At 42.8% G+C, this 13,298-nt stretch carries 10 protein-coding genes; 4 read left to right on the top strand and 6 right to left on the bottom strand.

The window, feature by feature from the left end:
* Window positions 1-17: 17 nt before the first annotated feature.
* Complete coding sequence (locus LNTAR_RS10465; RefSeq protein ID WP_007278669.1) at window positions 18-4,193, bottom strand: cytochrome c; 4,176 nt, start codon at window positions 4,191-4,193, stop codon at window positions 18-20.
* Window position 4,194: 1 nt separating this feature from the next.
* Window positions 4,195-4,896, bottom strand: a complete 702-nt coding sequence (locus LNTAR_RS10470; RefSeq protein WP_007278670.1) for a 3-keto-disaccharide hydrolase — start codon at window positions 4,894-4,896, stop codon at window positions 4,195-4,197.
* A gap of 254 nt (window positions 4,897-5,150) precedes the next feature.
* Between LNTAR_RS10470 and LNTAR_RS10475 the strand changes: the two genes are divergently transcribed.
* A complete protein-coding gene (locus tag LNTAR_RS10475) occupies window positions 5,151-5,993 on the top strand; it encodes an alpha/beta hydrolase (RefSeq protein ID WP_007278671.1) in 843 nt (280 codons plus the stop codon).
* 16 nt (window positions 5,994-6,009) lie between these two features.
* Here the strand turns inward: LNTAR_RS10475 and LNTAR_RS10480 are convergent, their stop codons facing one another.
* The 4 genes from LNTAR_RS10480 to LNTAR_RS10495 all read right to left on the bottom strand — a co-directional run bounded on the left by LNTAR_RS10480 (window position 6,010) and on the right by LNTAR_RS10495 (window position 10,820).
* On the bottom strand, window positions 6,010-6,297 hold the full coding sequence (locus LNTAR_RS10480) for a hypothetical protein (protein ID WP_007278672.1): 288 nt from the start codon (window positions 6,295-6,297) through the stop codon (window positions 6,010-6,012).
* A gap of 119 nt (window positions 6,298-6,416) precedes the next feature.
* Window positions 6,417-6,935: a hypothetical protein gene (locus tag LNTAR_RS10485; protein ID WP_007278673.1), complete on the bottom strand. Its 519-nt coding sequence runs from the start codon at window positions 6,933-6,935 to the stop codon at window positions 6,417-6,419.
* An 84-nt stretch (window positions 6,936-7,019) separates the two neighbouring features.
* Window positions 7,020-8,360 (bottom strand): DUF1501 domain-containing protein, encoded by a 1,341-nt coding sequence (locus LNTAR_RS10490; RefSeq protein WP_007278674.1) that lies wholly within the window; start codon window positions 8,358-8,360, stop codon window positions 7,020-7,022.
* A gap of 9 nt (window positions 8,361-8,369) precedes the next feature.
* Window positions 8,370-10,820, bottom strand: a complete 2,451-nt coding sequence (locus LNTAR_RS10495) for a PSD1 and planctomycete cytochrome C domain-containing protein (RefSeq protein ID WP_007278675.1) — start codon at window positions 10,818-10,820, stop codon at window positions 8,370-8,372.
* 197 nt (window positions 10,821-11,017) lie between these two features.
* Between LNTAR_RS10495 and panB the strand changes: the two genes are divergently transcribed.
* From panB to LNTAR_RS10510, 3 genes are read left to right on the top strand one after another with little or no spacing between them, the layout of a single operon-like run.
* Complete coding sequence (gene panB, locus LNTAR_RS10500) at window positions 11,018-11,815, top strand: 3-methyl-2-oxobutanoate hydroxymethyltransferase (protein ID WP_040914670.1); 798 nt, start codon at window positions 11,018-11,020, stop codon at window positions 11,813-11,815.
* Window positions 11,815-12,669, top strand: coding sequence for a pantoate--beta-alanine ligase (panC, locus tag LNTAR_RS10505; protein WP_007278677.1), 855 nt, complete (start codon window positions 11,815-11,817; stop codon window positions 12,667-12,669). The genes panB and panC overlap by 1 nt, the downstream gene beginning before the upstream one ends.
* Window positions 12,662-13,291 carry a regulatory protein RecX gene (locus tag LNTAR_RS10510; RefSeq protein WP_007278678.1) on the top strand — a complete coding sequence of 210 codons (630 nt, stop codon included), beginning with the start codon at window positions 12,662-12,664 and terminating at the stop codon, window positions 13,289-13,291. Before panC ends, LNTAR_RS10510 begins: the two co-directional genes overlap by 8 nt.
* Window positions 13,292-13,298 lie beyond the last annotated feature (7 nt).

Below are 13,298 nucleotides of genomic sequence, written 5' to 3' on the forward strand. Positions count from 1 at the left end.
TGGCTGCGCGGTACGAATTATTTTAGTGTATTGATGTACTCAAAGATAGCCTCAAATTGCTTAGCTGCATCATTGTTATAGTCGGGGAGGGGAGATTTACCTTTTTCATCCGCATATTTTGGCATCTTGGTGTTGGGTACAATATGAGCGGGGTTGAGCATCCAACGCATATAGAAGTCCTTGCCAAGTCGATCGGCAGTGTACTTCAGGTTCACACCTTTAACTTCGAAAGCCGCAATAGCTTTTTCCTTGCCAATGTCATGGCAAATAATACAGCCAAAACCAGAGGTGCCGACCAATTTTTTGCCCACGGCAATTATGTTTTTGTCAGCATTCAGTGAATCTTTTTTGCCCTGTTGAGCATGCTGATAAGCCAAACTCTTGGCCATCATTTCAGCTCTTGCTGGGAAACTCGGCATGCGGGCCAGTAACCATTCACGACTATCATAATCTAGTGAGCCATCGAGGTATTTCTTAATCGTACCTTCTTTGATCTTTTCACCAACAAAAGTGAGTTGAGGGCGACTTTGATCTAAATGGCCCTTGTCTTTGTAGTGGGTTTTTAAGTCCTTGATCTCATTGGCGTACTTCTGCCATTTAGCTGAAGCATTATCGCGGCTGTGACAGGCATTGCAATTGAGGGTCTTGAACTGACGCTCCGCAAATTCACTTGGGGAGTGATTTTTGAGTGAATGGGCTTTTTGAGCAAAGACTTTTCTTATGGGTTCCATTTCTTTTCGAGAAATACCAAAATTGATTTTGGGTTTTCTGGATAAACATCCTTTTTGTTGACCCTTGATTTGCTCAAAGGGAATAGTGCTTAGCATGCTGGATTCCTTGCCTCCGTGACAATCAATACAGCCACGTTCTCTAAAGAGTTTGTGGCCGACTTTTGCATCGGCTTTAAATTCGGCCATTTTGGGGCCCTTAGCACGTTTAAGCAGGAAGCTCGCAAGATCGATCGCTTCATCATCTGATAAGCTAAAGTTGGGCATCTTGGTCCATTTGTAGAGCTTCTCAGGTGACATGAGAAATTCTTTGAGTGCTTGGGGTTTAAATTTATTAGCTACATTGCTGAGGAGAAGGCGTTCCCCCTTTTGATTTTTTTCCTCTGGGCGAGTGTGACAGGAAATACAACCTAGATCGTAAAAGAGCTCAGACCCGCGTTTACTATTGCCAGTTAAAGCCGCTGATTTGTCTGCTTGTATATCACTAGCAAGAAATTCTGCAATATTTTTGGCTTCCTGTTTATTCAAGACGACTTTGGGCATGTGCGCATGCTTGTTGAGGTTTTTTGGGTTGGCAATCCACTCTGCCATCCAACTTTTGTGAAGACGTCCACCCGCATTCTCGAGTGAGGGGGAATCCATTTGAGCGAGCTCGGGCATGAGTTCTTTTGATTCGCTTTTGTGGCAGGAAATACAGCGAGCTTCGGCAATCATCATACGACCTTTGCGGTGACTTTGGAATTCATCGCTCGTAGCTCCTGTGCTATAGCGCAAATTATTTGGGCTTATGGGTTCTAGGGGGAATTTACTGCCTTGCCATTTGAGATTGAAGTAAGACTTCTTTGCCGTATCGGACTTAAAACTCAAGCGCAAATCATGGGCACCGGGATCGAGTTCAATCATTGAAGATTTGATCAGCTCGCCATTCTTATTTTCGTCAAAAATGACTTTGCCATTGAGTTCAAAACGCAAAGCTCCCGTGAGCTCAGTTTGAAAGTGAACTTTTTCTTTTTCAGTGACGATGAGGTGGCCATTATAAATTGCTGTGAAAGCACCGCTCATTAGGAAGGGGCTTGGGAGCTCATCTTTTTTGAGCTGAATATTGAGTAAGCGAGCGACTTTGTTATCGTATTCCCAGACGTGTTTCCCTTTCATCTCAACAGTTATGCCTACAGGATAATTATTGATTTTATCTTGGAGTTCCATTTCTTTGACTGATACCATGTCGGGAACTTGGGAGTCGTCGGGGGAGAGATTATAAATGGTGTTGATTATCTCCGAATTGAGATCCTTTCCCTTAGCCGTTTTGAGTTGATAGACCACTTTCATATTATCGACGGGCTTCATATCGTGCAACTTGAGAAAAACAGTCTTGCCATCGCGCATGAGTTTAAGTGCAGTGACGTAAACTTTTTCACCTTCCTGATTACGGCTGAATCCAATGCGTCCAACGCGCTTACTCTCAGTTGTTTTGAATTTATCGAGTTCTTCTTGAGGCGTATTTGTCGCAAAGTGACCAGAACCATATTGCTCTGAATAAACATAGTTCCATCTTTGAACGGAGAAGTTATTAACATTCTTTAAGGTTTCGGGGTCGAGCATTTCATTAAAAGTCAAATAAAGGCCTTGAGTTGTGGCTTTGACTTCCAAAGGACGGATCATTTTATTGCCCTTGTAACGTACACGATTAATGGCGCTCATGCGGCTGGCGTTTGTTTGCCAACCCTTGAAGCCAGTGATAATTGCTGAGTCAGTATTTTTCGGATTAAAGCGTATGCGCATGCCAGAAGACATGAGGCGAATGGGAAGGGCGACGACTCCGCCTTGAACTTGGCCATTGACTTTTTCTTGGAAAGTTGTGTAGGCTTTACTTTGACCATAGGAGAGATGAATAAGTTTGCCACCGAGGTCGCCCCAAGAGTTCTTTGGAACCCAAATTTGTGAACCCCCAGAGTTATCTCTATTCATCGGGATAAAGCAAAGAGGTTTTTTGTAGCCTTCAGACTCTTTTTTGCCATTTCCGGGGTGAATCACCCCCGCAAAATCGCCTTTCTCGAGATAATTGATTTTGCAGGCCGGTACATAAGTTCCTTCGTTCTCACCTGTGGTCGCAATCGTGCCTTCGGCATTAATCGACATGCCACCCGGGGCGCGTAGGCCACTTGCAAAGATTTCGGAGTGTTGTCCATCTTTGCTGACTTTAAAAATAACCCCATGATTATCGTGAGTCTTATCGAAGCCACGACCACCCTGCAGAACGGGAGCAGCTTTGGCTACATAAAAATTGCCGGCGGCATCGGTATGGAGATCAAAAGTGAATTCGTGAAAATTTTTGGTGATTTTGCAATCGTTATTGAAGTTCTCGTAGAAGTCGGCTTCACCATCGTTATTAAAATCGTGGAGGCGGGTGATTTGGTCCTTGCCACTGACGTAAATCACGTCATCGACAATGCGTAGCCCTAAAGTTTCATTCATGCCCGCGGCATAGCGTTTCCATACGATGTTTTTGAGGTCTTTGTCAAGATTGGAAGCAATCCACACATCGCCATTCCAAGTACAGAAAGCAGCGCGTGAGCCATCTGAAAAATAATCAAAGCCACCAAATTTCATGACCGAGCCCCAGGGATTCCTTTCAGGGATGGGGATCTGATCAACTGCAAAGATGTCGGATTCGAAGTCATTCAATTTCCCTTGGGCCTTTACGGTTTGAGGCCAGCGAGTTTTTCCACCCTGAGTTAAAGCTTTTAAATCCATCGCAGCTAGCGAAGGAGCTGGAGAGCCTTTTTTGTATGAGATGGCGAATTTTAAGTTTTTAGAACCAGCAGGGATGCGGATGAATTGAATAGCTCCCTCTTTTTCCAGCTTCATTGAAGTAGTATTGAGCTGAAGGCTGGGCTCAGGGCTATCCAGTACTTTGAGCAGAAGCTCTTCTTTGGCGACCGCAATATTGAAGTGACGCACAAAAGCCCCGTCTTTCATTGCAGGCATTTCTAAGATGGCGCTTTTCTGATCGCCAACTGTGTAGGAAAAGACCACCTGCTCATTGTGACGATATGTACCTAGGAATTTCACATAGTGATGGGGTAGTGGAGCGTAGTCAAAGTCACGAGGGTCATTCCATGAACTCTTATAAGCCCATGCTAAACTAGGGGCTGAATTAAGCAAGACTTCACTTTTAATATTTGAGTTGCCACCATGGGAACCATTCCAAGGAGTTCCGTTAAAGTTGATCCTACCTTTGGCAACAAAACGCAAGTTCATACTGCCCGAATCGTAGTAAGCTGAGTATTGGTCTTTACCTTGCCCCATTAACACGGACTTACCGCGCAGGATTGTGTCATCTCCGAGACTGACAACTTGTGATGAGACTTGGCTGAAGTCGTAGGATTCGTACCATTGTTTCGCTTGTGCGGAAATCGCACAAAGCCCAAGTCCTAGAGCTAACTTTGATGCTCGCTTCAGCATATTATTTTAACTCCAAAACTTTAAGGTTTTTGAACCAAACCACATCGTTGTGGTCCTGTAGTCCTAAGTGTCCCTTTTTGTTCATGCCAAAACCTTTCCAGTTTTTAAATTTGCTTTTACCCACGAGTTCTTTCCATTCATCGGAGTGCATGACGATGTCCACAGTTTGAATTCCGTTCTGCCATACTTGTAGGTGACTCTTGTTGAGTAAGATTCTAACTTGGTTCCACTCACCGGCTTTTTTGTGCGATTCAGCAGGAGAAGTAATCATATCGTAGAGCGAACCTGAGCGGTGATTCGGTTTTTTACGATCGTTATGTTTTTCATTGTCGAGAATCTGAATTTCCGGTGCATGAGAATAAATGCGCTTGCCCTTTTCGTCGGCGAGGATAAAAATGCCGCTATTGCCCGCTTCAGAAATTTTCCACTCCATACGGAAATCAAAATTTTCATACTGCTTTTTAGTCATGATGTCGCCACCACCGCCACCCGAGAGCTTCATAGTGCCTCCTTCAACGACCCATTTTGGATTAATATCTTGTTTTTTGAAATTTCTCCACTGGCTCATATCCTGACCATTGAAGAGAAGTTGCCAACCTTCTTTAGCCTCGGCTTTTGACAAACTATTATCTGGGATCGGTGTACTTGTACAGGAAGTGATAAGTGCAGTTGTAGCAATTGAAAGGAAAGCGAGGAATTTCATGTGGTACTCCGTGTATTTTTATTTAGTTGCCCTCGTATATAAGCGGAAATCGCAAACGTTACGGTGAATCTTTAAAATAATAAAATTTTTTTGGAGCTAATGCGAGCTTTTGCGATCTTCGCAAGTGAAAAAGTGGTGAAATAAATAATAAAAACTCACTGCTTCATTAGTTTGTGTTGCTATTAAGTTATATTAGTTTTTGTCACTTTTATAATTTTTTTTCGTATTCATTGTAAAACAATTAAAGGATGACCATGAAATATTTCTTAATCGCTATCTTATCTATTTCTCTTTTTGCTCAGAAAGACCTTAAAGATATTACCTTTGCTATTACAGTTGAAAAAAAATTAGAAATGGACATCTATTTTCCTAAGGGCAAGCAGGAAAATAGACCTATGCTGATGTGGATTCACGGTGGAGGCTGGAAAGGCGGTAGCAAGAAGGATTGTAAGTTACAGTGGCTCACGGAGTATGGTTATGTGGTTGCAAGTGTTTCTTATCGTTTTTCCCAAGAAGCTAAGTTCCCTGCGCAAATTCACGATTGTAAAGCAGCACTAAGGTTTTTGAAAGCAAATGCCGTAAAATATGGCTTGGATAAAAAACGTTTTGCAGTTGGCGGATCAAGTGCTGGCGGACAGTTGGCGGCTTTGATGGCTACCTCTTCAGGAGATGATTTTTTAGATGGAGAACTTGGAGATTATAGTGAGGAAAATACACAAGTATCAGCAGTTATAGATTTTTATGGAGCTAGCGATTTTCTTTTACGTGAAAAGAATCAACCTGAAAAGGTTAATAAAAAGGGAGGGGTAGTTTACGAGCTTTTAGGTGGAAACATTCAAGATAAAAAAGATCTCGCCAAGAAGGCGTCAGCGGCATATCAGGTAGATCATAAAGATTCACCTATTTTGATCATTCATGGATCTAAAGATCGGGTTGTTCTTCCTGGGCAATCCAAGCGGCTTCATGAGGTCTACCAAAGTAAAGGTCTAAATTCACAATTACATATTTTAGAAGGGGCTAGTCATGGTGGAAAAGCTTTTGGGGATGAGGAGGTGAAAAAAAATATTTTGAAATTTCTAAAGGCAAATGGTGTTTGAGTAAAGAGTGGAGTGCTTACTTAAGGTAGCGGTATTCCTGTTTCGGCATGAGTGCAACTTTTATAGTCTTTACTTCAGGGGCTTTTTTCGGCTTATATGAGATTATTTGAAGGGTAAGGTTCTGGCCATTTCGTTCGGTAATGGTTCCCTCGCTGTAAATTTCTTTAAAGAGAGTGTTTTCAATTCTGACTTCACCATTTGATTTCACAATGAGGACACTGTTTTCTGTGAAGTAATGCTTACTGCTATCGAAAGCGCCGCATGAGATAAGAGTTAAAAGGCTAAGTGTGTATAAAAATTTCATTGTTCCTCAAGTAATAGTTTTTTGAATGTAAGTGGCCATTTATATAGAGACAAATAGAAAAGCCCTAATCGTGGTTCGATTAGGGCTTTTAAAATTAGAAAATTGAAGTTGAGGAGGACTTATGGACGCTGGGGTTCAATGCCCTCTGGTTTTACGTCTTCAATCTTTTTCTTTTTACCACCATTATCTTCACGTTTACCTTTTTTCTTTTCCATGAAGGCTTTTTTATCTTCGTCGCTCATGTTTTCCATTTTAGCTTGCATTTCAGCACGTTTTTTCTTCATTTGCTCAAAGAAAGCCTTCTTTTCTTCTTCACTCATGCCTTCGAGTTGTTTTTTGATTTCTTCTTTTCCTTTACCATTCATGCCGCCTTTGCCACCGCGTTTTTTACGTTGCTCTTTAATGAAGGCTTCTTTCTCTTCGTCACTCATGCCTTTCATTTTTTCTTGCATTTCGGCACGACGTTGTTTCATTTTTTCTTTGAAGGCCGCCTTTTCTTCGTCACTCATGTTCTGCATGCGTTTTTCCATTGCGGCTTTGCGATCACCGCCTTTATTACCTTTGCGTTCTTTTTTTTCTTCGGCAAACATGCTGTGGGCTAAAAAGAGAGATAATGTGATAATAAATAATTTTTTCATTTTTTGAGTTCCTTTTTTGAGTCTGTAAAAGCTATATCGCAGTAAAGATGAATGATCTTTCACCAAATATAAAAAAACGTTTATTTATAATAGAATATCTTTGGCCACATCGCCATAGACATCGGTAGGGCGGAAGTCACGACCAGCGTATTTATAGGTTAAATTTTCATGGTTTAAGCCAAGGATATGCAGAATGGTCGCGTGCCAATCGTGGATAGAGAGTCGGCCTGCTACAGCTTCGTAGCCAAATTCATCTGTGGCGCCATAGCGGAAGCCACCTTTGACTCCGGCACCAGCCATCCAAGTCGTGAATCCTTTGGGGTTGTGGTCGCGTCCATCCATGTTAGGTGACTCAGGTGTACGCCCAAATTCAGTACACCAAACCACGAGGGTGTCTTTTAAAAGTCCTCTTTGCTTTAAATCAGCGAGTAAACCTGCAATAGGCTTGTCGATTTCGCTACAACGTGCCGTGAGGTCATTTTTCAGGTTCGAGTGATGATCCCAGCCACCATGGCCAAGCTCGATATAACGTGCACCCGCTTCAGCAAAGCGTCTAGCAAGGAGGCATTGGCGTCCCACTTTTGAAGTGAGGTCATTATCCACTCCATAAAGAGCCAGTGTTTTTTTCGATTCTTTACTGATGTCTAAGATTGCGGGCATGGAGCTTTGCATACGGAAAGCCATTTCATAGGAGTCTTGAACCGCATTGATTTCAGGACTGTGTTTATCTTTTTGGAGCTTGCGTTTATTGAGGGCTGAAATAAAATCGAGTTGGGAGCTTTGAAGTTTTGTGGAGAATTCTTCATTTTTGATATTTGGGAATGAAGCAGGGTCTCCAGAGGCACGATTCCCACGAATAGATCCTCCGACGGCGGTTCCTTGGTATTTAGAAGGAAGGAAAGCACTACTAAAATGGGCACCAGCACCTGAATTGGGGTTGAGTGTAATAAACCCAGGGATTGATTTATTCTCACTTCCCAAACCATACATGACCCACGCACCGAGTGAAGGGCGAGCGAACTGCACATTGCCCGTGTGGATTTTAGTCTGTGCTTGGGGGTGATTGGGTTGGTCAGTTGAATGACCATGAAGTAGGCAGAGCTCATCAGCTTGCTGACCAAGGTTAGGGAAAAGAGTCGAGAGCGGTAAACCGCTTTTTCCGTAGCGTTTAAATTCCTTGATCGGGGGCATGAGCTTACGGCCGTATTTACCGCGCTTTTCAGCGTTTTTAATGAGGCTAGGTTTGTAGTCAAAGGTGTCGACGTGAGAGGTCGCGCCACCCATGTTAATGACAATGACACGTTTGGCTCTAGGAGTAAAATGAGGTTTTTGTGGGCTTTGTGAACTAGAAAATGCATTTATATTAAGCCCAGTGAGGGCAGCTGTTGAACCTAAGTTTAAAAATTGTCTACGATTAAAATTCATATGGATCTCCTAGTTGAGGTAGCGGAATTCGGAACTAGCAAAAAGTGCTTGGACGATAGCGGCTAAAGATTGAGTTTTTCTATCGTTTGAGTTTTTCTGACGCATTTCAGAACTTTGATAAAATTTTTGATAGAGTTGACGAGCTCCAATGAGTTCACCTGAGTCTGGGCTTCTGCCAAGACAAATAATAAAAGCAGTTTTGATTTGCTTGTCGAGTTCGGAGCTGTGATTTATGAGCCTCTCTGCAGTTAGTTGGCTACTATTGATCACGAAGTCATTGTTCAACATATAGAGCGCCTGGGCAGCATTGTTGTTGACTTCGCGTTGGCTCGTAGTTGTCATCGACTCGGGAAAATCAAAAGTTTTTAAAAGGTCGGGCAGGAAGTCGCGAACAACGGGGAGGTAAACTGAGCGATAAGGGGCGCCGATATCAATGTTTAATTGATTGGCTCGACCAATGGTGGTTTGGCCTTTTTCGGCTAATTGAGAACCTGTGGGTTGTGAGACACTGATTTTTCCTGATATTTGAAGGATTGCATCTCTAAAGGACTCAGCTTCAATTCGTCGTTTATCCATTCTCCAAAACTGTTTGTTATCGGGATCGAGTTTGAAGTTATCTGAATTAAATTCTGAATTACTGCGATAAGATCTGCTAAGGACGATACTCTTAATAATACTTTTGACTGACCAATTATTGGTCATGAATTTAAGGGCTAAATAATCCAATAATTGCTGGTTAGTGGGTGCCGATCCAGTAGTTCCAAAATCATCGGGGCTCCTAACGATGGCCTGACCCATGAGTTTCATCCAGATGCGGTTTACCATCACTCGAGCTGTGAGAGGGTTTTCCTTTGAAGTAATCCAATCGGCGAGTTCTAAACGACCATTGGAGTTTTGGTTTATGGTGATATCGAAAGGTCCAAGGACTTGCACTAAGCCACGCTTAATTTCTTGTCCTGGACGGTGAACTTCGCCTCGTTCGAGTAATTTAGCATTCGTTAAAGTACTTGGTTGAACGCCCATGCAATAAGCTACGGCTTGCCCAGAGCTATCGACGGAATTGATTTTTTCTTGAAGGGCAAAATACTTGTTTTGGGAACGAGCAATGTCTCGTTGAATTTGATTGGCGTCGACATTTTGCATATTTCGCGAATTCCGACGAGCCATACGGGCTTTCTGCATATCGTCCTCAGCATTTTTTAACTGAGACTTAAGTTGACTGAGTTCGTTTGGGCTCATAGGTGAGGTGACATTTTTCGCCATACTCACAGGGAGTTTGATATGAGTGCTGGGATGTCGGTTTTGAGCATTGGGAGTGGTGCCATAATAGGTTTTTGTACTTTGGAAAATACCCGCCATTGCATAGTAATCGCTTTGGGGGATGGCTTCAAATTTGTGGTCATGACAGCGAGCGCAGGCAACTGAAATCCCCATGAGACCTCGAGTGACTAAATCGATTTGTTCATCAACCATCTCGGCATTAAATTTGCGTTTGTCGTCTTCAGGTAAAGCTTTCGAGCCCATGGCTAAGAATGAAGTGGCCACTAAATTATTAGCCCATTCTTGATCACTATCCGTTTTAATGAGGTCGCCAGCAATTTGTTCGCGAATGAATTGATTGTAGGGCTTGTCTTGATTGAAAGAATCAATGACATAATCTCGGTAACGCCAAGCATGCGGATAGGTCATGTTTCGTCCTTGACCAGTGGACTCAGCGTAACGAGCCACATCTAGCCAGTGGCGGCCCCATTTTTCACCAAAGTGAGGGCTTTGAAGCAGAGTTTGAACTGTCTTGTAAATCGTGGCATCGGGATCTTGTTGGTATTGCTCTTGAAAAGACGTGAGTTCCCCAGGTGAAGGGGGGAGGCCTATGAGATCAAAATAGAGTCGGCGAGCTAAGTTGAGGCTTGAGGCGGTGCTTGGAGTACTCAATTTGTTTTCTTGAAAACCTTGATAGAGGTAGCGATCAATCTCAGTTTGATTCCATTGCGCGTTACTATTAGCTTGAGATGCTTTGTATTCAGGTGTTTGCATAGACCAGAAATTGCGACCTTCGCGAATATCTTTTTCACTCACCGAACTTTTGACGATGATTTTCTCTTGTTTCCTCGGATCAGGGGCACCCATGAGAATCCACTTTTTGAAATCAGCGATCACGGCATCGGGCATGGGTTCTTTGGGGGGCATTTCAGATATTTCGTAATTGATGGCACTCCAGAGTTCACTCTTACCAAGGTCGCCAGGGACAATGGCGGGACCGCTTTCTCCTCCTGTGAGTAAGCCGTGTTGAGAGTCGAGTACCAGTCCGCCTTTGACTTTGTTTTCCTTGTCGGAATGACAGCGATAACAGTATTTTTCTAGTGCAGGGCGAATTTTCTTTTCAAAGAAAACAATACCTTTATTCGCTTTTGCGAAGGGAGCAATAATAATCAGTAGAGAAGTGAGTTGGATTAGTTTCATTTGAACCTTGAGTTTATAAGTCTTTATATTCTCAATCTCGCGAATGAAAGCAAATCTTTCACTAAAACATAAAATTCACGAGATTTTTTCCTCGGGCCAGTCGCTGAGTTGCTTAAGCTGAAAAAGGCTAGGGAAATTAACTTGAAAAATAGGTCACGTGAATTAGCCTAAGAGCCGTAAAAAATTTTGGAAAAAGAATGATGAGAAATACCGTCAGCGATATCTGGAAGCTCTACAAAAGTGGTGAAAAGATTGCTTGTGTAACTGCCTATGATTCGACTTCGGCTTTGTTAGCGGATCGTGCGGGAGTCGATTTATTATTAGTGGGCGACTCACTTGGAATGACCGTCTTAGGGCATGAAACAACTGTACCAGTTAGCCTAGAAGATTGTTTGCGCCATAGTGCGGCTGTGGTCAGAGGTTCAGAAAAAGCTCTCGTTGTAGCGGATATGCCTTTTATGTCTTATCATGGATCAAGTCACGAGGCTTTAAAAAACGCTAGCCGTTTTATGCAAGAAAGTTTAGCGAGTTCGGTAAAGATCGAAGGCGGAGAAGAAGTTGCGGAATTAGTGAAGCTTATGGTTCAAGGTGGCGTTCCGGTTATGGGGCACATTGGCTTGCTTCCGCAAGCAGTCCTAGTTAAGGGCGGTTATAAAGTTCGCGGCCGATCAAAAGAAGACGAAGAGCAATTGCTCAAAGATGCTTTGGCACTTCAAGAAGCGGGTGCTTTTGCGATTGTGATGGAATGTGTGAAGGATGACGCAGCGCAGCGCATCGTTTCAGCTTTAGATATACCGATTATTGGAATCGGCTCAGGCCTTGCATGTGATGGTCAGGTTCAAGTTATGCACGATGTTTTGGGTTTAGATCCACGTTTCACTCCAAGGCACGCAAGGAAGTATTTAAATTTGGCAGAGCAAATTGAAGGAGCCTTTGGGCAATACAAAGACGATGTGAAGTCAAGTTCTTTCCCTTCTAACGAGAATTGGTATTAATGCAACAAATCAAAACGATTGCTCAAATGCAGGAGCTTTCTAAGCTTTGGCATTTTAACGGTGATAAAGTAGCGGTTGTTCCCACCATGGGTGCGCTTCATGAAGGTCACTTGTCATTGATACGAGTGGCAAAAAAGCATGCCCAAAAAGTCATTGTGACAATCTTTGTGAATCCCACTCAGTTTGGAGAGGGCGAAGATTTAGGTGCTTATCCACGCCCCTTAAAAGAAGATATGCATTTGTGTGATCTAGAGGGAGCAGATGCCGTGTTTACGCCCTCAGCGGCTGAAATGTACCCTAGAGGTAGTTCGACTTGGGTTGATGAAACAGAAGTCGGTTTAGGGTTGTGTGGTGCTAAACGCCCCGGTCACTTCAAAGGCGTAACCACTATTGTAACTAAGTTGTTCTTAGCGGTTCTTCCTGATTGTGCCGTGTTTGGGGAAAAAGATTTTCAACAACTCGCAGTTATTCGTCGCATGGTTCGAGATCTCAATTTCCCAGTAGAGATTATTGGCGCGCCTTTGATTCGAGAAAAAGATGGTTTGGCCATGTCGTCACGCAATCGTTACCTCAATGATCAAGAACGTCAAAATGCGCTAAGTTTATCAAAAGCACTTAATTTTGCCCTAGAGAAAATTCAAGAAGACCGGTCAGTAGATCTTGCCTCCTTAGAAAATGAACTGACTAATATGATTCAGTCTGCTCATGGCAAAGTTGATTACATTGAGTTTGTTGCGGCAGACACTCTGAAAGCATTAGATGACTTTAGCCAAAATGGAGAAATCCGTATATTACTTGCCGCAGTTTTTGGCCCAGCGCGCTTAATTGATAATGTGGGGTTGCAGCTTGGCTGAAAGAAAAGTGGTAAAACAAAAATTTCTCGAAGATGGGCGTATTGAATTAAGCCTTGAAAATAAAGAGAAATTTATTGTCGATCCTTTTCAGTACAAGAGTCATCAACTTGAAACAGGTGCAGAAATTCCTGATGAACTTTACCAAGAATTTTTTGGAGAAAAACTCCTCAGCCAATGCAGAAAAAAAGCCTCTGACCTTCTCTTTCGTCGTTTACATAGCCGAGGTGAACTCAAGAAAAAGCTTCGCGATAAACAAGAATTTAGTATGAGGCTTATTGAACAAGTTCTCGAAGAAATGGAATCCTACGGCTATTTAGATGATCGGCGTTTTGCAGAACTCTATTGCAAAGAGTTAGCCAAGAAGGGCTTTGGCCCTCGTGTTGTCAGTCTGAAAATGCGTCAGCGCGGCTTGGAATCGAATTTAGTACGCGAAATTATTCAAGAATTCACGCTATCTGAACAGGAGCCATTGAATGAACTGTTGCGTTTAGCGCAAAAGAAGTTAAAATCTTTGCATCGAGAAAATGATAAATTTAAAAAACGTCAAAAACTTTACCGTTATTTAGCTGGCCGCGGATGGGGATCGAGTGAAATTTCGAAAGTGATTGATAAATTATTATAAGGAATAG

Source organism: Lentisphaera araneosa HTCC2155, assembly GCF_000170755.1.
GTDB lineage: Bacteria > Verrucomicrobiota > Lentisphaeria > Lentisphaerales > Lentisphaeraceae > Lentisphaera > Lentisphaera araneosa.